Annotated in this window: 17 protein-coding genes; 16 read left to right on the top strand and 1 reads right to left on the bottom strand. The window is 42.5% G+C overall.

Translation table 11 applies throughout. From position 1 onward, the window contains the following. Nucleotides 1-15: 15 nt before the first annotated feature. The 5 genes from adcR to HMPREF2701_RS06285 all read left to right on the top strand — a co-directional run bounded on the left by adcR (nucleotide 16) and on the right by HMPREF2701_RS06285 (nucleotide 5,123). On the top strand, nucleotides 16-456 hold the full coding sequence (adcR, locus tag HMPREF2701_RS06305; protein ID WP_001249308.1) for a zinc-dependent transcriptional regulator AdcR: 441 nt from the start codon (nucleotides 16-18) through the stop codon (nucleotides 454-456). After that, nucleotides 456-1,160 (top strand): metal ABC transporter ATP-binding protein, encoded by a 705-nt coding sequence (locus HMPREF2701_RS06300; protein ID WP_001269496.1) that lies wholly within the window; start codon nucleotides 456-458, stop codon nucleotides 1,158-1,160. The genes adcR and HMPREF2701_RS06300 overlap by 1 nt, the downstream gene beginning before the upstream one ends. Further along, nucleotides 1,153-1,959 (top strand): metal ABC transporter permease, encoded by an 807-nt coding sequence (locus HMPREF2701_RS06295; protein WP_000950038.1) that lies wholly within the window; start codon nucleotides 1,153-1,155, stop codon nucleotides 1,957-1,959. The genes HMPREF2701_RS06300 and HMPREF2701_RS06295 overlap by 8 nt, the downstream gene beginning before the upstream one ends. A gap of 9 nt (nucleotides 1,960-1,968) precedes the next feature. Beyond that, nucleotides 1,969-3,474 (top strand): zinc ABC transporter substrate-binding lipoprotein AdcA, encoded by a 1,506-nt coding sequence (gene adcA, locus HMPREF2701_RS06290; RefSeq protein WP_070482498.1) that lies wholly within the window; start codon nucleotides 1,969-1,971, stop codon nucleotides 3,472-3,474. Between the two features lie 764 nt (nucleotides 3,475-4,238). Next, nucleotides 4,239-5,123 (top strand): SPFH domain-containing protein, encoded by an 885-nt coding sequence (locus HMPREF2701_RS06285; protein ID WP_004235732.1) that lies wholly within the window; start codon nucleotides 4,239-4,241, stop codon nucleotides 5,121-5,123. A gap of 262 nt (nucleotides 5,124-5,385) precedes the next feature. On the opposite strand, the gene HMPREF2701_RS06280 is transcribed toward HMPREF2701_RS06285, so the two are convergent. Further along, nucleotides 5,386-7,473 (bottom strand): GH92 family glycosyl hydrolase, encoded by a 2,088-nt coding sequence (locus HMPREF2701_RS06280; RefSeq protein ID WP_070482497.1) that lies wholly within the window; start codon nucleotides 7,471-7,473, stop codon nucleotides 5,386-5,388. Nucleotides 7,474-7,643: 170 nt separating this feature from the next. Here HMPREF2701_RS06280 and HMPREF2701_RS06275 point away from each other — a divergent pair, with 170 nt between their 5' ends. The 11 genes from HMPREF2701_RS06275 (at nucleotide 7,644) to HMPREF2701_RS06225 (ending at nucleotide 21,646) form a co-directional block, all read left to right on the top strand. Beyond that, nucleotides 7,644-8,924, top strand: a complete 1,281-nt coding sequence (locus tag HMPREF2701_RS06275; RefSeq protein WP_070482495.1) for a glycoside hydrolase family 125 protein — start codon at nucleotides 7,644-7,646, stop codon at nucleotides 8,922-8,924. Between the two features lie 214 nt (nucleotides 8,925-9,138). Beyond that, nucleotides 9,139-11,784 (top strand): alpha-mannosidase, encoded by a 2,646-nt coding sequence (locus HMPREF2701_RS06270; protein WP_070482493.1) that lies wholly within the window; start codon nucleotides 9,139-9,141, stop codon nucleotides 11,782-11,784. 83 nt (nucleotides 11,785-11,867) lie between these two features. Next, nucleotides 11,868-12,737, top strand: coding sequence for an ROK family protein (locus HMPREF2701_RS06265; RefSeq protein ID WP_061589657.1), 870 nt, complete (start codon nucleotides 11,868-11,870; stop codon nucleotides 12,735-12,737). Then, complete coding sequence (locus tag HMPREF2701_RS06260) at nucleotides 12,731-14,611, top strand: beta-N-acetylhexosaminidase (RefSeq protein ID WP_070482491.1); 1,881 nt, start codon at nucleotides 12,731-12,733, stop codon at nucleotides 14,609-14,611. Before HMPREF2701_RS06265 ends, HMPREF2701_RS06260 begins: the two co-directional genes overlap by 7 nt. Nucleotides 14,612-14,819: 208 nt before the next feature. Continuing rightward, nucleotides 14,820-15,749, top strand: coding sequence for an ABC transporter permease (locus HMPREF2701_RS06255; protein WP_070482489.1), 930 nt, complete (start codon nucleotides 14,820-14,822; stop codon nucleotides 15,747-15,749). 13 nt (nucleotides 15,750-15,762) lie between these two features. Further along, complete coding sequence (locus HMPREF2701_RS06250) at nucleotides 15,763-16,686, top strand: carbohydrate ABC transporter permease (RefSeq protein WP_000818349.1); 924 nt, start codon at nucleotides 15,763-15,765, stop codon at nucleotides 16,684-16,686. A 103-nt stretch (nucleotides 16,687-16,789) separates the two neighbouring features. After that, entirely contained in the window at nucleotides 16,790-18,271 is a 1,482-nt protein-coding gene (locus HMPREF2701_RS06245; RefSeq protein WP_049488632.1) for an ABC transporter substrate-binding protein, read from the top strand. A gap of 233 nt (nucleotides 18,272-18,504) precedes the next feature. Further along, nucleotides 18,505-19,194, top strand: a complete 690-nt coding sequence (locus HMPREF2701_RS06240) for a CPBP family intramembrane glutamic endopeptidase (protein WP_049488634.1) — start codon at nucleotides 18,505-18,507, stop codon at nucleotides 19,192-19,194. Nucleotides 19,195-19,249: 55 nt separating this feature from the next. Then, on the top strand, nucleotides 19,250-19,546 hold the full coding sequence (locus HMPREF2701_RS06235; protein ID WP_049488636.1) for a bacteriocin immunity protein: 297 nt from the start codon (nucleotides 19,250-19,252) through the stop codon (nucleotides 19,544-19,546). A 131-nt stretch (nucleotides 19,547-19,677) separates the two neighbouring features. Further along, a complete protein-coding gene (locus HMPREF2701_RS06230) occupies nucleotides 19,678-20,664 on the top strand; it encodes an oxygen-dependent tRNA uridine(34) hydroxylase TrhO (RefSeq protein ID WP_061589655.1) in 987 nt (328 codons plus the stop codon). 121 nt (nucleotides 20,665-20,785) lie between these two features. Further along, entirely contained in the window at nucleotides 20,786-21,646 is an 861-nt protein-coding gene (locus tag HMPREF2701_RS06225) for a DUF4299 family protein (protein WP_049488638.1), read from the top strand. The last annotated feature ends 99 nt before the right edge of the window (nucleotides 21,647-21,745 follow it).

Below are 21,745 nucleotides of genomic sequence, written 5' to 3'. Positions count from 1 at the left end.
GGAAAGGAGTCAGATATGAGACAGCTAGCGAAGGATATCGATGCTTTTTTAAATGAGGTGATTTTGCAGGCGGAAAATCAGCATGAAATTCTAATAGGTCATTGTACTAGCGAGGTAGCTCTGACCAATACCCAGGAGCATATCCTCATGCTCTTGTCGGAGGAATCTTTAACCAATTCAGAGTTGGCTCGTCGCCTCAATGTCAGTCAGGCGGCGGTTACCAAGGCCATTAAATCTCTGGTTAAGGAAGGGATGTTAGAAACATCTAAAGATCCTAAGGATGCGCGTGTGATTTTTTACCAGTTGACTGATTTGGCTCGTCCAATCGCTGAGGAGCACCATCATCACCATGAGCATACACTTTTAACTTATGAACAAGTGGCGACTCAGTTTACTCCAAATGAACAAAAAGTGATTCAGCGGTTTTTGACTGCTTTAGTAGGAGAAATCAAATAATGAGATACATTACGGTAGAGGATTTATCCTTCTATTATGATAAGGAGCCTGTTCTTGAACATATCAATTATAGTGTTGATAGTGGGGAATTTGTTACCTTGACAGGGGAGAATGGGGCAGCTAAGACGACACTGATTAAGGCCAGTCTTGGAATTCTTCAGCCACGCATTGGAAAGGTAACTATTTCAAAGACAAATACGCAGGGTAAGAAATTGAGAATAGCCTATCTTCCCCAGCAGATTGCCAGTTTTAATGCTGGTTTTCCAAGTACGGTTTATGAATTTGTCAAATCTGGTCGCTATCCGAGAAAGGGTTGGTTCCGTCGCTTGAATGCTCATGATGAGGAGCATATCAAGGCTAGTCTGGACTCAGTTGGCATGTGGGAACACAGAGACAAACGCTTGGGTTCTCTATCTGGGGGGCAAAAGCAGCGAGCGGTGATTGCGCGTATGTTTGCTTCTGACCCAGATGTGTTTATCCTAGATGAGCCGACAACGGGGATGGATGCAGGAAGTAAAAATGAATTTTACGAACTCATGCACCACAGCGCCCATCATCACGGCAAGGCTGTTTTGATGATTACTCATGACCCTGAAGAAGTTAAGGACTATGCGGACCGCAATATTCATCTAGTCCGTAACCAAGACTCGCCATGGCGTTGTTTCAACGTTCATGAGAATGATCAGGAGGTGGGCCATGCTTAGTTTATTATCTTATGACTTTATGCAACGTGCCTTTCTGGCTGTTATTGCTATGAGTCTTTTCTCGCCAGTATTAGGAACCTTCCTTATCTTGCGCCGTCAGAGTTTGATGAGTGATACCCTCAGCCACGTCTCGCTTTCAGGTGTAGCCTTTGGTCTGGTCCTAGGGATTTCTCCGACTGTTTCTACGATTGCCATTGTCTTGATTGCGGCGGTCTTTTTGGAGTATCTCCGTACGGTTTACAAGAGCTTTATGGAAATCGGGACAGCGATCCTCATGTCAACAGGTCTGGCTGTTTCTCTGATTGTCATGAGTAAGGGTAAAAGCTCGAGTTCAATGAGTTTGGACCAGTATCTTTTTGGTTCAATCGTGACGATCAGCGAAGAGCAGGTTATTTCCCTCTTTGTCATTGCGGCGGTTGTTTTGATTTTGACCTTCCTCTTCCTTCGTCCTATGTATATCTTGACCTTTGATGAGGATACGGCCTTTGTGGATGGCTTGCCAGTTCGTACCATGTCCATTCTTTTTAACATGGTTACAGGGGTGGCCATTGCCCTTATGATTCCTGCTGCAGGAGCTCTTTTGGTATCGACTATCATGGTCTTGCCAGCTAGTATTGCCCTGCGTCTGGGGAAAAACTTTAAATCGGTTATGCTGCTTGCCAGTGCGATTGGATTTTTGGGAATGGTAGCAGGACTTTACATTTCCTACTATGCAGAAACACCTGCAAGTGCAAGTATTACCATTATTTTTGTAACTGTCTTTTTACTCATCAGTTTAGTAAGACGTTTTATCAAATAGGAGACTAACGTGAAAAAAATTAGCTTATTGCTAGCCAGTCTATGTGCCTTGTTTTTAGTGGCTTGTTCCAATCAAAAGCAGGCAGATGGCAAACTAAATATCGTGACAACCTTTTACCCTGTCTATGAATTTACCAAGCAAGTCGCAGGAGATACGGCTAATGTAGAACTCCTCATCGGTGCTGGTACAGAACCCCATGAATATGAACCGTCTGCCAAGGCAGTTGCCAAAATCCAAGATGCAGATACCTTCGTTTATGAAAATGAAAACATGGAAACATGGGTTCCTAAATTGCTAGATACCTTGGATAAGAAAAAGGTGAAAACCATCAAGGCGACAGGCGATATGTTGCTCTTACCAGGTAGCGAGGAAGAAGAGGGAGACCATGACCATGGAGAAGAAGGTCATCACCATGAGTTCGATCCCCATGTTTGGTTATCACCAGTTCGTGCCATTAAACTAGTAGAGCATATCCGTGATAGCTTATCAGCAGATTATCCTGATAAAAAAGAGACCTTTGAGAAGAATGCTGCTGCCTATATCGAAAAATTGCAAGCCTTGGATAAGGCTTATGCAGAAGGCTTGTCTCAAGCCAAACAAAAGAGCTTTGTAACGCAACATGCAGCCTTTAACTATCTGGCCTTGGACTATGGACTCAAACAAGTCGCAATTTCAGGCCTCTCTCCAGATGCAGAGCCATCAGCTGCTCGCTTGGCGGAATTGACAGAGTACGTTAAGAAAAATAAAATCGCCTATATCTATTTTGAAGAAAATGCCTCACAAGCCCTTGCTAACACACTTTCAAAAGAAGCAGGTGTTAAAACAGATGTTCTCAATCCTTTAGAAAGTCTGACAGAAGAGGATACCAAGGCTGGAGAAAACTACATTTCCGTGATGGAGAAAAACCTCAAGGCTCTAAAACAAACAACGGACCAAGAAGGCCCAGCAATCGAGCCTGAAAAGGCAGAGGATACCAAGACAGTCCAAAATGGTTACTTCGAGGATGCAGCTGTCAAGGACCGCACCTTGAGTGACTATGCAGGTAACTGGCAATCAGTTTATCCTTTCCTTGAAGATGGTACGTTTGATCAAGTGTTTGACTACAAGGCTAAGTTGACTGGTAAGATGACACAGGCTGAGTACAAGGACTACTATACAAAAGGCTATCAGACAGATGTGACTAAGATTAATATCACTGATAACACCATGGAATTTGTTCAAGGTGGCCAAAGCAAGAAATATACCTACAAGTATGTTGGTAAGAAAATATTGACTTATAAGAAAGGCAATCGTGGCGTGCGCTTCCTTTTTGAAGCGACAGATGCTGATGCTGGACAATTCAAGTATGTTCAGTTTAGTGACCACAATATCGCCCCAGTTAAGGCAGAACATTTCCATATCTTCTTTGGAGGAACAAGCCAAGAAGCCCTCTTTGAAGAAATGGATAACTGGCCAACCTACTATCCAGATAATCTATCTGGCCAAGAAATCGCCCAAGAAATGTTAGCGCATTGATGAGAAACCGACTAGTTCATAAGAGCTAGTCGGTTTTTGGGTACTAGATGGCTAACTTCATTATAGACCTTTTAGAACTTTAAAAAATAGATAAAACTCTTGAAATATCGGGGCTTGTATGTTAGAATGATTTTAATGGATAAGGTTCATTAGAACACCAAAGCCCTTAACTATGCCAGTAGTTAAGGGCTTTTTTGACGTATCTTAGAGATTTAACGGGTGTTTATAGGCTAGTCATTCGGTCTACTTCTTACCATCTAGCCATTTGCAAACGAAATACAAGATGATTCCAGCTATGACGTCTGCTATAATAGTAAGAGCGAGCTCTGGGATAAGGCTCATTAGTTTCACCTCCTCTCACGAACCGTAAGGAACGTAATCGGTAACCGATGACAAAAATAGTATATCACACTACATTCAGATCATCAACATTGCTTAATGATTGAACTATTGGAGTGAGGTTCACTGTAATGATGTTTTTTGTTACTCTCTTAAAGGATTAGCCATTACTTGTTTTGTTTCTTTGCCCACGGCTTGTAAAGTTTAGATAGTATGTTGATAATCAACGGAGTTAGAAAGAACTAGCATGGTAGACCTAATTCTTTACCAGTTGTTTTAGCAAGAGATTAGACGACAATGTGACAATTCACCTCTAATTATTGACATTTCAGGAAAAATCGCAGTAAAAACTGCACAGCCTTCTTTAAATGTGCTATAATACAGGAAAAATAATGATGGAGGTCACGATAATGGCAACATTTTTGATGATTTTTGTGGTGGTTTGTGTGCTCCTATTGGTGATAGTCACACTGAGTACAGTTTATGTAGTTCGTCAGCAGTCGGTGGCGATTATTGAACGCTTTGGGAAATACCAAAAGGTTGCCAATAGCGGTATTCATATTCGCTTGCCTTTTGGAATTGACTCGATTGCAGCGCGGATTCAGTTGCGCTTGTTGCAAAGTGATATTGTGGTTGAGACTAAGACCAAGGATAATGTGTTCGTTATGATGAATGTGGCGACTCAGTACCGTGTCAATGAGCAGAGCGTGACAGATGCCTACTATAAACTCATGCGTCCAGAATCTCAGATTAAATCTTATATCGAAGATGCTCTTCGCTCTTCTGTTCCCAAATTAACCTTAGATGAATTGTTTGAGAAAAAAGATGAGATTGCCCTCGAAGTTCAACACCAAGTGGCGGAAGAAATGACTACTTACGGTTATATTATTGTGAAAACCTTGATTACTAAGGTCGAACCAGATGCAGAAGTCAAGCAATCCATGAATGAAATCAATGCGGCGCAACGTAAGCGGGTTGCAGCGCAAGAATTGGCGGAAGCCGACAAGATTAAAATCGTCACTGCAGCTGAAGCCGAAGCAGAAAAAGACCGCCTCCATGGTGTGGGGATTGCCCAACAACGTAAGGCGATTGTGGATGGATTGGCAGAGTCTATCACAGAACTCAAGGAAGCCAATGTTGGTATGACAGAAGAGCAAATCATGTCTATCCTCTTGACCAACCAGTATTTGGATACCTTAAATACCTTTGCTTCTAAAGGAAATCAAACGATCTTTTTACCAAATACGCCAAATGGTGTGGATGATATCCGTACACAAATCTTGTCAGCCCTCCGTGCTGAGAAGAAATAATAGACTAAAGAGCCTGGAGTCAGGCTCTTTTTAGTGTTCGTGAGAGATAGGTCTTAGCTATTCATAAAAGTTACTAACAGGTTGTGGATAAGTGTGGATAACTTCTGATTATTTTAGTGATAATTCTTATTTGTGTGACCAATTTAGTAACTTTTGAGGATTATAAAGTAGTTTTAATTGCTGAAACTCAAGAGTTAAGCACAGTTTGGGATAGTTATTCACAGATTGTGGATAATCTTGGGGATTGCAGATTTTTTATTATTTAGCGATGACTTGGTAGCCAGCTAAGTATAAAGGTTAGTTGTTCAGCTTTTAAGAGGTTTTGGTGTTGAATAGTTGATACGAGTGTTTTATCCAGTCGGCATTCTTTTACAAAGTTAAAATGGCTGTGGTTTTGCTCAGCATGAATATCTAGCCATTTATCTTCTTTAGCGAGATAGACTCGGAGGTGGTCAAAGAGAGGGATTCCGAGATCATAGCTTGGTTTTCCTGGACAGGTCGGATAAAATCCGAGAGCTGACCAGATGTACCAAGCAGAGAGACTACCATTGTCTTCATCGCCAGGATAGGCTTCCCAACTTGGGTGAAAAGCTTTCTGACGGAGCGTCTTGATGAGAAGGGCAGTGTAGTAAGGGTAGTTGCTGTAACGGAATAGATAAGGAATGTGGAAGCTAGGTTGGTTGGAAATGGCGAGTTGCCCAAAAGGAGCGGTAGCCATCTCGCTCATTTCGTGAATCTCGTAGCCATAGCCTGTTGTCTCAAAGAGGGGAGCATCTTGACAGGTTTTCAAAAGATAGTTGCTAAAGGCTTCTTTTCCACCCATAAGCTGGATTAAGTCTGGGATGTCATGGAGGACGCCTAAAGTTGCTTGAATGGCAGAGCATTCGGCATAGTCGCGTCCCCAACCATAAGGAGAGAAGTCAGGACGGAAGTTGCCTTGACCATCACACGCTCGTATGTAACCTGTCTCAGCGTCAAATAGATAGCGGTAATTTTGTGATGCGGCCTTGTAGGTTTCAGCGATTTCTATTTTCCCTAGTTTTTCAGCACAGCTAGCGATACAAAAATCGCTATAGGCATAGTCTAGGGTGTGGCTGACGCTTTCGTGGTGGTCGGTAGAGAGGTAGCCCAGTTCTTGGTATTGGGCTAGTCCGTGACGACCATTGATGCCGAGAGGGTCGGACTTGCTGGCTGTTTCAAGCATGGCTTGAAGGAGTTCTTCTTCCAAGTCGGGAGCCATGTCCTTGCAGGCGCTATCGGCGATAATACCGTCTATAAGTGTACCTGGCATCATACCCCGTTCATCTGGAGCCAGCCATTTTGGAAGGAAACCAGTATCGCGGTAGTTATTGAGAAATCCTTCTAAGAAGCGGTGGTAGTGTTCCGGTATGATAAGGGCAAAGAGGGGGAATGTGGTGCGGAAGGTATCCCAGAAACCATTATTGCTAAAGAGGACACCGGGCTTTACAGTTCCAGTAGCCAAATCTTTGTGGATGGCTTGCCCTGATTCATCAACCTCATAAAAAGTCTGAGGAAAGAGGAAGAGTCTGTAGAGACAGTGGTCAAAGAAGGTTCGGTTAGCTTCTCCTGTCTCTATAATGTCAAAACGATGGAGGAGATTTTCCCAATCCGCTTGGGCACTTGCTTTACAGCCTTCAAAATCTTCTTGAGGTAGATTAAGCAGAGCTTGAGAAGGAGAGATGAAAGAAGTCCCTAGCTGAATTTCAGCATGACTATCTGCCAGGTCGATTCGCCAGTCTCCACCTTCTTGGCTGATAGCAAGGATATCCGTATTCATTTGCAGGACAGTGAACATCGTTAGTGGATTTTTGTTGGTTTCAGTTTTTCCTTCTTGTCGCAGGGCAAGATTCCGCTTATCTACTTGCTCTACGGTCAGTTCATCTGCTGCGTGGAGATAGAGGGAGAGAGCTTTTCCTTGCTTTTGCTCCAAACGAATAGAAGCACCGTAGCAAGTCGGTGTGAGCTGGCTTTCAATCTGATAGCGCAGGGAGAAAATCTTCAGATAATGAGGTTGGAAAGAGGCCTTATCCATATCATAGGAAGACTGACGATGGAAGAGGCTGTCTCCACCTAGCTGGCCTGTGACAGGTGTCAGGAGGAGCCAAGAGTAGTCGCCAATCCAAGGGCTGGGCTGGTGGGTTAATCGAATCCCCTGAAAGATAGGCAGATGCGGATCGAAAAACCAAGAGCCCTCCTGGTCACTGGTCTGGGGTACAAAGTAATTCATCCCAAAAGGAAGGCCTGTGTATGGCATGGTATTTCCCCGAGAAAAGGCATGCTTGCTGGCAGTTCCAAAGCGGGTATCGATGCTTTCAAGTAGTGGTTTCATAGTCTTTCCTTTAGCTGTTTTTCTACATTATATCAGAAAAAGATAGCCTTTAGAAAAGGAGCTTCAAAGATAACTATTTTGTAGAAAAATGACTATCATTTGTGTATGTATTTTCTGTCTCAAAAGCTATATACTGAAAATGAAACTTGTTTGAAAGAGGATACTGCACGATGATTTATTCGAAAGAAATTGTTAGAGAATGGCTAGATGAAGTGGCAGAGAGGGCTAAGGACCATCCAGAGTGGGTGGATGTTTTCGAGCGTTGCTATACAGACACCTTGGACAATACGGTTGAAATCCTAGAAGATGGTTCAACCTTTGTGCTCACAGGAGATATTCCTGCTATGTGGCTTCGGGATTCGACAGCCCAACTCAGACCCTACCTGCATGTGGCTAAAAGAGATGCCCTCCTGCGTCAGACCATTGCAGGTTTAGTCAAACGTCAGATGACCTTGGTGCTCAAGGATCCTTATGCCAACTCCTTCAACATTGAGGAAAACTGGAAGGGGCACCACGAGACCGACCACACAGACCTTAATGGCTGGATTTGGGAACGTAAGTATGAGGTGGACTCGCTTTGCTATCCTTTGCAGTTGGCTTATCTCCTCTGGAAAGAGACTGGCGAAACTAGTCAGTTTGATGAGACTTTTGTCGCAGCGACTAAGGAAATTCTCCATCTTTGGACGGTGGAACAAGACCACAAGAACTCTCCTTATCGTTTTGTCCGAGATACGGACCGCAAGGAAGATACCTTGGTAAATGATGGCTTTGGCCCTGATTTTGCAGTGACAGGCATGACCTGGTCAGCTTTTCGTCCGAGTGATGACTGTTGCCAGTATAGCTACTTGATACCGTCAAATATGTTTGCTGTAGTAGTCTTGGGGTATGTCCAAGAAATCTTTGCAGAATTGAATCTAGCTGATAGCGAGAGTGTTATTGCTGATGCTAAGCGTCTTCAGGATGAAATCCAAGAAGGAATTGAAAACTACGCCTACACAAGCAACAGCAAGGGCGAAAAGATTTATGCCTTTGAAGTGGATGGTTTGGGAAATGCTAGCATTATGGATGATCCAAACGTACCAAGTCTGCTGGCTGCACCTTATCTGGGTTACTGTTCGGTCGATGATGAAGTGTATCAAGCAACTCGTCGTACCATTTTGAGCCCTGAAAATCCATATTTCTACCAAGGAGAATACGCTAGCGGTCTCGGAAGTTCTCATACCTTCTATCGCTATATCTGGCCAATCGCTCTGTCTATCCAAGGCTTGACAACGACAGATAAAGCAGAGAAGAAATTCTTACTGGATCAGCTGGTTGCTTGCGATGGTGGTACTGGTGTTATGCATGAAAGCTTCCACGTAGATGACCCAACTCTTTATTCTCGTGAATGGTTCTCTTGGGCCAACATGATGTTCTGTGAGTTGGTCTTGGATTACTTGGATATTCGCTAATACTCTTCGAAAATCTCTTCAAACCACGTCAGCTTTATCTGCAACCTCAAAGCTTTGTTTTGAGCAGCCTGCGGCTAGCTTCCTAGTTTGCTCTTTGATTTTCATTGAGTATAAGGAGCTCGCCTTCGCTTCACTGATTCTTGGAAAGAATCACAAATCTTACATCCAAAAACGTTAACAATAAAAATTTAAATTTAGAATGAGGTTTTACTTCATGGAAAATGTTGTCGTACATATTATCTCACATAGTCACTGGGATCGTGAGTGGTACTTGCCTTTTGAAAGCCACCGTATGCAGTTGGTGGAATTATTTGACAATCTCTTTGATCTCTTTGAAAATGACCCTGAGTTCAAGAGCTTCCACTTGGATGGTCAAACCATTGTCCTTGATGACTACTTGCAAATTCGCCCTGAAAATCGCGACAAAGTCCAACGATACATCGACGAAGGCAAACTTAAAATTGGTCCTTTTTACATCTTGCAAGATGACTACTTGATTTCAAGTGAAGCCAATGTCCGCAATACCTTGATTGGTCAGCAAGAAGCTGCAAAATGGGGCAAATCCACTCAGATTGGTTACTTCCCAGATACTTTTGGAAATATGGGACAAGCTCCTCAAATTCTTCAAAAATCAGGCATTCATGTGGCCGCTTTTGGTCGTGGTGTGAAACCGATTGGATTTGACAACCAAGTTCTCGAAGATGAGCAGTTTACTTCCCAGTTTTCAGAAATGTACTGGCAGGGTGCGGACGGAAGTCGTGTTCTCGGGATTCTCTTTGCCAACTGGTATAGTAATGGGAATGAAATTCCAGTTGATAAAGACGAGGCCTTGACCTTCTGGAAACAAAAATTGGCAGACGTTCGTGACTATGCTTCGACCAACCAGTGGTTGATGATGAACGGATGTGATCACCAGCCTGTACAGAAAAATCTGAGTGAAGCCATTCGTGTGGCAAATGAACTCTTCCCAGATGTAACCTTTGTTCATAGTTCTTTTGATGAATATGTCCAAGCCGTGGAAAGTGCCCTACCAGAGCAATTATCAACGGTTACAGGTGAGTTGACCAGTCAGGAAACAGACGGCTGGTACACACTTGCCAACACTTCTTCATCTCGTATTTATCTCAAACAATCCTTCCAAGAAAATAGCAACCTCCTAGAGCAAGTTGTAGAACCCTTGACTATTATCACTGGAGGGCACAACCACAAGGGCCAGTTGACCTATGCTTGGAAAACTCTTTTGCAGAATGCACCACATGATAGTATCTGTGGCTGTAGCGTGGACGAAGTTCACCGTGAGATGGAGACACGTTTTGCCAAGGTCAACCAAGTAGGAACCTTTGTTAAGAGCAATCTTCTTAATGAGTGGAAGGGTAAAATTGCTACGTCTAAGGCTCAAAGCGATTATCTCTTTACTGTTATTAACACAGGCTTGCATGATAAGGTCGATACTGTCAGCACAGTGATTGATGTGGCGACTTGTGATTTCAAGGAATTGCACCCAACAGAAGGCTACAAGAAGATGGCTGCTCTTACCTTGCCAAGTTACCGTGTGGAGGACTTGGATGGTCGTCCTGTAGAGGCTAAAATCGAAGATCTCGGAGCTAATTTTGAGTACGATTTACCAAAAGATAAGTTCCGCCAAGCTCGTATCGCTCGACAAGTGCGCGTGACCATTCCAGTTCACCTAGCGCCACTTTCTTGGACAACATTCCAATTACTGGAAGGAGAGCAAGAACACCGCGACGGTATTTACCAAAACGGAGTGATTGATACGCCATTTGTAACGGTAAGTGTGGATGACAATATCACAGTTTATGACAAGACAACTCACGAAGCCTATGAAGATTTTATCCGCTTTGAAGACCGTGGTGACATCGGAAACGAGTATATCTATTTCCAACCAAAAGGAACAGAGCCAATCTATGCAGAGCTTAAGGGCTACGAGGTCTTGGAAAACACAGCTCGCTACGCTAAGATTTTGCTCAAACATGAATTGACCGTGCCTGTCAGTGCGGATGAAAAGCTAGAAGAAGAGCAAAAAGGTATCATCGAGTTTATGAAGCGTGAAGCTGGACGCTCTGAAGAGTTGATAACTATTCCTCTTGAAACTGAGATGACTATCTTTGTTGACAATCCACAAATCCGTTGCAAGACTCGCTTTACCAACACTGCTAAAGACCACCGTATCCGTCTCTTGGTCAAGACTCATAACACGCGTCCAAGCAATGATTCTGAAAGTATCTATGAGGTGGTGACACGACCAAACAAACCAGCTGCTTCATGGGAAAATCCTGAAAATCCTCAACACCAACAAGCCTTTGTTAGTCTGTATGACGATGAAAAAGGGGTGACTGTATCCAACAAGGGATTGAATGAATACGAAATCCTTGGGGACGACACCATTGCCGTGACTATTCTGCGTGCATCAGGTGAGTTGGGTGACTGGGGCTACTTCCCAACACCAGAAGCTCAATGCTTGCGTGAGTTTGAAGTCGAGTTTGCGCTTGAATGCCACCAAGCCCAAGAACGCTTCTCAGCCTATCGTCGTGCTAAAGCCTTGCAGACACCGTTTACCAGCCTTCAGCTTGCTAAACAAGAAGGAAGCGTGGCAGCGACTGGTAGCCTCTTGAGCCATTCTGTTCTCAGCATACCACAAATCTGTCCAACAGCCTTTAAGGTAGCTGAAAATGAGGAGGGCTATGTTCTTCGTTACTACAATATGTGTAGTGAAAATGTACGTGTACCGGAAAGCCAACATCTCTTCCTTGACCTACTTGAACGACCATACCCAGTTCATAGAGGCCTCATTTCACCACAAGAGATTCGTACAGAATTCATCAAAAAAGAAGAAATTTAATTTCAAAAAGTAAACATAAAGAGAAAGGAGGGGCGAAAAAGTAAGGACTAACTGCTGATTCGCCCCTTTTTATGGTAAAAACAATGACCATTGCAACGATTGATATCGGAGGGACTGGAATTAAGTTTGCCAGTCTGACTCCTGATGGGAAAATACTAGATAAGGCAAGCATTCAAACGCCTGAAAGTTTGGAGGATTTACTAGCTTGGTTAGACCAGCGCTTGTCAGAGCAGGATTATAGCGGGATTGCTATGAGCGTTCCAGGTGCGGTCAATCAAGAGACAGGTGTGATTGATGGCTTCAGTGCTGTGCCCTACATCCACGGATTTTCTTGGTATGAGGCGCTTAGCTCTTATCAGATTCCTGTCCATCTAGAAAATGATGCCAACTGCGTTGGACTCAGTGAATTACTAGCTCATCCAGAACTTGAAAATGCAGCCTGTGTCGTGATTGGAACAGGGATTGGCGGTGCCATGATTATCAATGGTAGACTTCATAGAGGTCGTCACGGTCTGGGTGGAGAATTTGGCTACATGACAACCCTTGCCCCTGCTGAAAAGCTCAACAACTGGTCGCAACTAGCGTCAACTGGAAATATGGTGCGCTACGTGATTGAAAAATCTGGTCAGACTGACTGGGACGGTCGCAAGATTTACCAAGAGGCCGAAGCAGGAAATACCCTTTGCCAAGAAGCCATTGAGCGCATGAACCGTAATCTGGCGCAAGGCTTGCTCAATATCCAATATCTCATCGACCCAGATGTCATCAGTCTGGGAGGCTCTATCAGTCAAAATCCAGATTTTATCCAAGGTGTCAAGAAGGCTGTTGAAGACTTTATCGATGCCTACGAAGAATACACGGTCGCACCTCTTATCCAAGCTTGTACCTATCATGCAGATGCCAATCTCTATGGTGCCCTTGTCAACTGGTTACAGGAGGAAAATCAATGGTAAGATTTACAGGACTTAGTCCCAAACAACATCAAGCTATAGAGTTGCTTCAAAAGCACATTTCTCTACCAGATGTGGAAGTAGCTGTCGCTCAGTCTGACCAAGCCTCTATCTCTATCAAGGGTGAGGGTGGCCATTATCAACTAACTTATCGCAAATCTCACCAATTTTATCGTGCCTTGTCCTTGTTGGTAACAGCTCTAGCAGAAGGTGATAAAGTAGAGATAGAAGAACAAGCAGCTTATGAAGATTTAGCCTACATGGCAGACTGTTCGAGAAATGCGGTGCTGAATGTGGCTTCTGCCAAGCAGATGGTTGAGGTCTTGGCTCTCATGGGCTACTCAACCTTTGAGCTCTACATGGAAGACACTTACCAGATTGAAGGGCAGCCTTACTTTGGCTATTTCCGCGGTGCTTATTCAGCAGAGGAGTTGCAGGAAATCGAAGCTTATGCCCAGCAGTTTGATATGACCTTTGTGCCATGTATCCAGACCTTGGCTCACTTGTCAGCCTTCGTTAAATGGGGTGTCAAGGAAGTGCAGGAACTCCGTGATGTGGAGGATATCCTTCTTATCGGCGAAGAAAAGGTTTATGACCTGATTGATGGCATGTTTGCTACTCTATCTAAACTACAAACTCGCAAGGTCAATATCGGGATGGACGAAGCCCACTTGGTTGGTTTGGGACGCTACTTGATTCTGAACGGTGTTGTGGATCGTAGTCTCCTCATGTGCCAACACTTGGAGCGCGTGCTGGATATTGCTGACAAATATGGTTTCCACTGCCAGATGTGGAGCGATATGTTCTTTAAACTCATGTCAGCAGATGGTCAGTACGACCGTGATGTGGAAATTCCAGAAGAAACTCGTGTCTACCTAGACCATCTCAAAGACCGAGTGACCTTGGTTTACTGGGACTATTATCAGGATAGCGAGGAAAAATACAATCGCAACTTCCGCAACCATCACAATATTAGCCATGACCTTGCCTTTGCAGGGGGAGCTTGGAAGTGGATTGGTTTCACACCCAATAACCATTTCAGCCGTCTTATCGCTCTTGAAGCGAACAAGGCCTGTCGTGCCAATGATATCAAAGAAGTCATCGTGACGGGTTGGGGGGACAATGGTGGTGAAACTGCCCAATTCGCTGTCCTACCAAGCTTGCAAATCTGGGCAGAACTCAGCTACCGCAATGACCTAGACCGTTTGTCTGCTCATTTTCAGACCAATACAGGCCTATCAGTTGAGGAATTTATGCAGATTGACCTTGCTAACCTCTTACCAGATCTACCAGGCAATCTCAGCGGGATCAATCCCAACCGCTATGTCTTTTATCAGGATGTTCTCTGTCCAATCCTTGACCGACACATGACACCTGAACAGGACAAACCGCACTTCGCTCAGGCTGCTGAGACGCTTGCTAACATTAAAGAAAAAGCTGGCAACTATGCCTACCTCTTTGAAACGCAGGCTCAGTTGAATGCCATTTTAAGTAGCAAAGTCGATGTGGGACGACGCATTCGTCAGGCTTACCAAGCAGATGATAAAGGAAGTCTGCAAGAAATCGCAAGGCAAGAATTACCAGAACTCAGAAGCCAAATTGAAGACTTCCATGCCCTCTTTAGCCACCAATGGCTGAAAGAAAACAAGGTCTTTGGCTTGGATGCGGTCGATATCCGCATGGGTGGACTCTTGCAACGCATTAAGCGAGCAGAAAGCCGTATCGAAGCTTATCTGGCTGGTCAGATTGACCGCATCGATGAGTTAGAAGTGGAAATTCTGCCATTTACAGACTTCTACGCAGACAAGGACTTCGCAGCCACAACAGCCAACCAGTGGCATACTATTGCGACAGCTTCAACCATTTATACAACTTAAAAACAAGAACACCGTGCCTTACTCAGAGTGTTTCTCGTGAAACATCCCTTTATTCAAAAGTACTCCACATAAAATAATTTGTGGAGTTTTTTCTATAATTAGTAGTTTAACCTAACCTTCAAATAGGAGTATACTAATAATGTAATCGTTATCAAAAATCTAAAAAAGAATTTTTAGATGGATATCAAAATAAAAAAGGGAGGAAATTATGAATAAGTTTTCAAAAACCTTGAGAGACAATTGGATCTTTCTCTTGATGGTTTTGCCAGGGGCACTCTGGTTGATTCTATTCTTCTACATTCCAGTATTTGGGAACGTGGTTGCCTTTAAAGACTACCATATGACCAGTAATGGATTTATAGATAGTATCGTGAATAGTAAATGGGTCGGACTCGATAATTTCAGATTCTTATTTAGTTCAAAAGACGCCTTTATTATCACACGAAATACTGTCCTCTACAATCTCGGCTTTATCTTCATTGGCTTGATTGTATCAGTAGGGATTGCCATCATCCTCAGTGAACTCCGTTCTAAGAGAATGGTTAAGATCTTCCAAACTTCCATGTTGTTCCCTTACTTCTTGTCTTGGGTTATCATCAGTTTCTTTACAGATGCCTTCCTAAACATTGATAAAGGTGTGTTCAACCATTTCCTAGAATCTATTGGGATGAAGGAAATCAATTTCTACGCTGACTTGGGTATTTGGCCTTATCTCCTACTTTTCCTAGGTATTTGGAAAGGTTTTGGATATAGCAGTGTCATGTACTATGCGACGATTATGGGAATTGATCCAACTTACTATGAAGCAGCAACAGTGGACGGAGCCAGCAAATGGCAACGGATTCGCAATGTAACCATTCCTCAGTTGGCGCCGCTCGTAACTGTATTGACCATCCTTGCAGTCGGAAATATCTTCCGCGCTGACTTCGGTCTTTTCTACCAAATTCCCCACAATGCTGGTCAGCTTTATAACGTAACCAACGTCTTGGACGTATATGTTTATAACGGTTTGACTCAGACAGCGGATATCGGGATGGCTTCAGCGGCAGGTCTCTACCAATCAGTTGTTGGCTTGATTCTGGTTATCCTATCAAACTTACTTGCAAGACGAGTTGATCCAAACTCAGCTTTGTTCTAGAAAGGAGGAGAATATGGCAGAAAAGAAAATTAAAAAAGAAAAAATTGATAATGTCGGCATTCACTCCTTCAGTAAGAAAGCGGATATCTTCTTTAGCACCATTTCTGGTTTGATTGCCCTCTCTTGTATTTTGCCTTTCATATTTGTCATTGTTATCTCTGTGACAGATGAAAAAAGTATCCTCCAAAATGGATATAGTTTCTTCCCATCTCAATTTGGATTAGACGGTTTTGAGTTCTTGGCACAGTTTAAGGATAAAATCCTACAAGCCCTCTTCATCTCAGTCTTTGTAACAGTGGTGGGGACTATCACAAACGTTTTTATCACAACAACCTATGCCTACGCCATTTCACGGACAACCTTTAAGTATCGCAGATTCTTTACGATTTTCGCCCTTCTTAGTATGTTGTTCAACGCTGGTTTGGTACCAGGTTATATCGTGGTAACTCGTTTACTTCAACTTGGTGATACAGTTTGGGCCTTGATTGTTCCAATGCTTCTCTCACCATTTAACATTATCTTGATGCGTTCCTTCTTCAAGAAGACCATTCCAGAAGCCATTCTCGAATCCGCTCGTATCGATGGTGCCAGTGAAGCCCGGATCTTCTTCCAAATCTGTTTGCCATTGTCACTACCAGGTATTGCGACAATCACACTTTTAACAGCACTTGGTTTCTGGAACGACTGGTTCAACGCCCTTCTTTACATCAAGAGTGACAACTTGTATCCATTGCAGTATTTACTCATGCAAATCCAACAAAATATGGACTACATCGCCAAAGCAGTCGGCCTATCTGGTCAACTGGGAGTTGCTCTACCGAAAGAAACCGGACGTATGGCCATGGTTGTGGTTGCAACCCTTCCAATCGCGATTTTGTATCCATTCTTCCAACGCTACTTTGTAAAAGGTTTGACTATCGGTGGCGTGAAAGAATAGTACTTATTGAGAAAGAACATTTCTCATTTCCAAACTTCCCTTGCGTGAAGTTAAGATCATTACATTGTTTATAAGTTTAAAAATAAAAAAAGGAGTTTTTGTCATGAAAAACTGGAAAAAATATGCTTTTGCATCTGCTAGCGTAGTCGCTTTGGCTGCTGGTCTCGCTGCTTGTGGAAACCTTTCAGGTAACAAGAAAGCTGCTGACTCAGCTTCAGGTGAAAAAACTGTTATCAAAATGTACCAAATCGGGGATAAACCAGATAACTTGGATGAATTGCTAGAAAATGCTAACAAAATCATCGGAGAAAAAGTTGGTGCTAAATTGGATATCCAATATCTTGGATGGGGTGACTATGATAAGAAAATGTCAGTTATCACATCATCTGGTGAAAACTACGATATCGCCTTTGCATCTAACTATGTTGTAAATGCTCAAAAAGGTGCCTATGCTGACTTGACTGACTTGTATAAGAAAGAAGGGGCAGAGCTTTATAAAGCACTTGACCCAGCTTACATCAAAGGTAACAGCATTAACGGTAAAATTTACGCAGTTCCAGTTGCAGCCAACGTTGCATCATCTCAAAACTTCGCCTTCAACGGAACTCTTCTTGCTAAATACGGTATCGATATTTCAGGTGTCACTTCATATGAAACACTTGAACCAGTCTTGAAACAAATCAAAGAAAAAGCTCCAGATGTAGTGCCATTTGCGGTTACTAAGAACTTCATCCCATCTGATAACTTTGACTACCCAGTTCCAAATGGACTTCCATTCGTTATCGACCTTGAAGGGGACACTACTAAGATCGTAAACCGTTACGAAGTACCTCGCTTCAAAGAACACTTGAAGACTCTTCACAAATTCTATGAAGCTGGATACATTCCAAAAGACGTAGCAACAAGCGATACTTCATTTGACCTTCAACAAGATACTTGGTTCGTTCGTGAAGAAACAGTAGGACCAGCTGACTACGGTAACAGCTTGCTTTCACGTGTTGCGAATAAAGATATCCAAATCAAACCAATCACTAACTTCATCAAGAAAAACCAAACAACACAAGTTGCTAACTTTGTCATCTCAAACAACTCTAAGAACAAAGAAAAATCAATGGAAGTGTTGAATCTCTTGAACACTAACGCAGAACTCTTGAACGGTCTTGTTTACGGTCCAGAAGGCAAGAACTGGGAGAAAATTGAAGGAAAAGAAAACCGTGTTAAAGTACTTGATGGCTACAAAGGAAACACTCACATGGGTGGATGGAACACTGGTAACAACTGGATCCTTTACATCAACGAAAACGTTACAGATCAACAAATTGCAGATTCTAAGAAACAATTGGCAGAAGCTAAAGAATCTCCAGCGCTTGGATTCATCTTTAACACTGACAATGTGAAATCTGAAATCTCAGCAATCTCTAACACAATGCAACAATTCGATACAGCTATCAACACTGGTACTGTAGACCCAGACAAAGCTATTCCAGAATTGATGGAAAAATTGAAATCTGAAGGTGCCTACGAAAAAGTATTGAACGAAATGCAAAAACAATATGATGAATTCTTGAAAAACAAAAAATCATAAAATCAATTGATTTCGTGTATTCATTCCTAATTCCTAAAAATGTGATCACTGTTTTCCTCAGGTTTGTCTGGGGAAGGCAGTGATTTTTTGAAATGAGAGCATAGGATATCCATGTTTTTTTATCACTATTTAACTACTCAGGAAATCTCAAGTAACATTTAGGATTTGGAGTAAAGATTTAGGAAAATATAGCTTATATTAGAGATGTTCCGATTTTAGAAAGGAGGGTTCACATGAAGAAGTATCAGCTTTTACTCAAAATAAGTGCAGTTTTCTCTTACCTATTTTTTGTATTTGGTCTTTCTCAGCTGACGCTTATTGTCCAAAATTATTGGCAATTTTCTTCCCAGATTGGCAATTTCTTCTGGATTCAAAATATCTTGAGTTTGCTATTTAGCGGAGTCATGATTTGGATTCTGGTTAAGACAGACCATGGTTATCTCTTTCGCATTCCGAGAAAAAAATGGCTTTGGTATTCGATTTTGACAGTATTAGTGGTAGTGCTCCAGATCTCTTTTAACGTTCAGACAGCTAAACATGTTCAGTCAACTGCTGAAGGTTGGGCCGTATTGATCGGTTATAGTGGGACCAACTTTGCTGAGCTAGGTATCTATATAACCCTGTTCTTTCTGACTCCACTTATGGAAGAGCTGATCTATAGAGGATTACTGCAACACGCCTTCTTTAAGCATTCTAGATTTGGCCTTGATTTGCTTCTTCCGTCCATTTTATTTGCTCTTCCTCATTTTTCAAGCCTGCCTAGTTTGTTAGATATCTTCGTCTTTGCAACATCTGGCATCATCTTTGCTAGTTTGACCCGCTATACCAAGAGCATTTATCCTTCCTATGCGGTGCATGTGATTAATAATATTTTCGCGACATTACCATTTTTGCTGACTTTTTTATATAGGGTGTTTGGGTAAAATATTAGTTCGAGAGTAAGAATGATAGCTTTTCAATTTAAGGAGGAAAATAAGAATGACACCATTAAAATGGTTTGCAGGAGGAAGCGAAAGGCGTTGTGAAGCCATGACTATCATAAATCATCTATTGGAAGATATAAAGGATACGCCTCAATTGACTCCCTTGAAAAATCAATTAGTTATTTATCAAAGAAGATTGAAGGACGATGGGACTTCTACTCCTTTTATATTGAGTCAAATGAATGTTGATATCTCACGTGTGTTGATTGATAATAAGTTGATTTTGTCAGAAAATCAAGCCGAGCAAATAAAAAAATTGAGAGAATTATCTGCTATTCGCTATGGTTACTGATGAAGTGCAGGGATAAGCACTTTTCTACAATTTCCAGTCAAATAAATTGCATTCGCTTTCTCAAGCAGGTATACTAGTATAGTTAGATGAAAAATTCTGAAAATTTAAGAATAGAAAAGAGAACAAATCTTATGGCAAAAGATATTCGTGTCTTACTTTACTACCTTTACACTCCAATTGAAAATGCAGAGCAATTTGCTGCAGACCACTTGGATTTCTGTAAATCAATCGGCCTTAAAGGTCGTATCCTAGTCGCTGACGAAGGAATTAACGGAACAGTTTCAGGTGACTACGAAACAACTCAAAAATACATGGACTACGTTCACAGCCTCCCAGGCATGGAAGACCTCTGGTTCAAGATTGACGAAGAAAATGAACAGGCCTTCAAGAAGATGTTTGTTCGCTACAAGAAAGAAATTGTCCACCTTGGTTTGGAAGACAACGACTTTGACAACGACATCAACCCACTTGAAACAACAGGTGCTTACTTGTCTCCAAAAGAGTTCAAAGAAGCTCTTCTTGACGAAGATACGGTTGTCCTTGACACACGTAACGATTATGAGTATGACCTAGGACATTTCCGTGGGGCTATCCGCCCAGATATCCGCAACTTCCGTGAGTTGCCACAGTGGGTTCGTGATAACAAGGAAAAATTCATGGACAAGCGCGTCGTGGTTTACTGTACAGGTGGCGTTCGCTGTGAGAAATTCTCAGGCTGGATGGTGCGTGAAGGCTACAAAGATGTAGGCCAATTGCACGGAGGAATCGCTACTTACGGTAAAGACCCAGAAGTTCAAGGTGAGCTTTGGGATGGGAAAATGTACGTCTTTGACGAGCGTATTGCCGTAGATGTCAACCATGTCAACCCAACTATCGTAGGGAAAGACTGGTTTGATGGAACACCATGTGAACGTTATGTCAACTGTGGAAATCCATTCTGTAACCGTCGTATCTTGACATCAGAAGAAAATGAAGACAAGTACCTTCGTGGATGCTCACACGAGTGCCGTGTTCACCCACGTAACCGCTATGTTTCAGAACATGAATTGACACAAGCTGAAGTTGTCGAGCGCCTAGCCGCTATCGGTGAAAGCTTGGATCAAGCAGCTACTGTATAAGATTAAACAGTCCTTAGGGGCTGTTTTTCTATGCTTTTTACTAAAAAATCTAAAGTTTGTTTCTGTATCTTTCAGGAAAATAGGGTATACTATATGTAAACGATTTCAAAGGAGTCCAGTTATGACGAAAACATTTTTTATTCCAAATAAACAGAGCATTTTAGGAGAACAGGAAATTTTGACTGCCAAGTCGATCTTGGCCTTGGTAGATGGTTTGGAGTCACATAGCTATGATGCTGTCTATCTCCGTCAGCCTCTTAATCGTCTCGAGTATATTGAGTGCGGAATCGTGGGCAGATCTCAGTTTCTCTTTAAAGTTCGCTACCTAGACTCTCAAAAAGGCTATCAAGTAATCATTCCTGACTTGATTACCAGAGCTGACTGGGAGATTGTAGAAGCTCTCTTGCAAGCCTTATCTAGCAAGGTTGGTGAAGAAGTTGAAGGATTGGCAGACTTTGACTTGGAAAACTATTTCCAAGAAACTGTTAAAACTTATTTGGCGGATAAGGGTGCTCGTTTGGGCTTCTGCCAAGGAATTCTATCACCTGTTTACTTTGACAAGAAGGATTTAGAAAGCTTCTTAAAAGAAGATGGTTTGTCACGTTTTGAAGCATTAGTCAAAAAAGTTCAAGGGTCTGATGCATATCCTGCCAGCGCTAAATTTTATCCAGATGGAGAAGGTAAGGTTCATGGTATCTACCACCTAGCTCAGGGCGTAAAGACTATTTTGCCAAAAGAACCTGTGATTCCAGCGCCTTATGTTGAGCAGTTGGTAGGAAAAGAGCTTGTCTGGGAAATTGATCTAGTAAAAATATCAGGAGACGGCTCAAAACCAGAAGACTATGAAGCAATTGCCCGCTTGGACTATGCAAAATTCTTAGAGTCTCTACCATCAGCATCTTACCACCAACTAGATGCCAATCAATTAGAAGTACAACCCATCCTAGACAAAGATTTTAAAGCATTAGCACAAGAAGAGTAAAGCAGAAGCAGGTCAAGTGACTTGCTTTTTTGGCATAGAAAAATCCTGCCATGGAAGACAGGATTGCTACTCAATGAAAATCAAAGAGCAAACTAGGAA

It is taken from the genome of Streptococcus sp. HMSC077D04 (genome assembly GCF_001808785.1).
Lineage (GTDB): Bacteria > Bacillota > Bacilli > Lactobacillales > Streptococcaceae > Streptococcus > Streptococcus mitis_BX.
Note: the sequence above shows the minus strand (reverse complement) of the source record. Positions and strands in the feature narration are given on the sequence as shown.

Coding starts and splice junctions, on each gene's coding strand:
- adcR (WP_001249308.1), top strand. CDS start 16: ATGAGACAGCTAGCGAAGGATATCGATGCTTTTTTAAATGAGGTGATT.
- HMPREF2701_RS06300 (WP_001269496.1), top strand. CDS start 456: ATGAGATACATTACGGTAGAGGATTTATCCTTCTATTATGATAAGGAG.
- HMPREF2701_RS06295 (WP_000950038.1), top strand. CDS start 1,153: ATGCTTAGTTTATTATCTTATGACTTTATGCAACGTGCCTTTCTGGCT.
- HMPREF2701_RS06285 (WP_004235732.1), top strand. CDS start 4,239: ATGATTTTTGTGGTGGTTTGTGTGCTCCTATTGGTGATAGTCACACTG.
- HMPREF2701_RS06280 (WP_070482497.1), bottom strand. CDS start 7,473: ATGAAACCACTACTTGAAAGCATCGATACCCGCTTTGGAACTGCCAGC.
- HMPREF2701_RS06275 (WP_070482495.1), top strand. CDS start 7,644: ATGATTTATTCGAAAGAAATTGTTAGAGAATGGCTAGATGAAGTGGCA.
- HMPREF2701_RS06270 (WP_070482493.1), top strand. CDS start 9,139: ATGGAAAATGTTGTCGTACATATTATCTCACATAGTCACTGGGATCGT.
- HMPREF2701_RS06265 (WP_061589657.1), top strand. CDS start 11,868: ATGACCATTGCAACGATTGATATCGGAGGGACTGGAATTAAGTTTGCC.
- HMPREF2701_RS06260 (WP_070482491.1), top strand. CDS start 12,731: ATGGTAAGATTTACAGGACTTAGTCCCAAACAACATCAAGCTATAGAG.
- HMPREF2701_RS06255 (WP_070482489.1), top strand. CDS start 14,820: ATGAATAAGTTTTCAAAAACCTTGAGAGACAATTGGATCTTTCTCTTG.
- HMPREF2701_RS06250 (WP_000818349.1), top strand. CDS start 15,763: ATGGCAGAAAAGAAAATTAAAAAAGAAAAAATTGATAATGTCGGCATT.
- HMPREF2701_RS06245 (WP_049488632.1), top strand. CDS start 16,790: ATGAAAAACTGGAAAAAATATGCTTTTGCATCTGCTAGCGTAGTCGCT.
- HMPREF2701_RS06240 (WP_049488634.1), top strand. CDS start 18,505: ATGAAGAAGTATCAGCTTTTACTCAAAATAAGTGCAGTTTTCTCTTAC.
- HMPREF2701_RS06235 (WP_049488636.1), top strand. CDS start 19,250: ATGACACCATTAAAATGGTTTGCAGGAGGAAGCGAAAGGCGTTGTGAA.
- HMPREF2701_RS06230 (WP_061589655.1), top strand. CDS start 19,678: ATGGCAAAAGATATTCGTGTCTTACTTTACTACCTTTACACTCCAATT.
- HMPREF2701_RS06225 (WP_049488638.1), top strand. CDS start 20,786: ATGACGAAAACATTTTTTATTCCAAATAAACAGAGCATTTTAGGAGAA.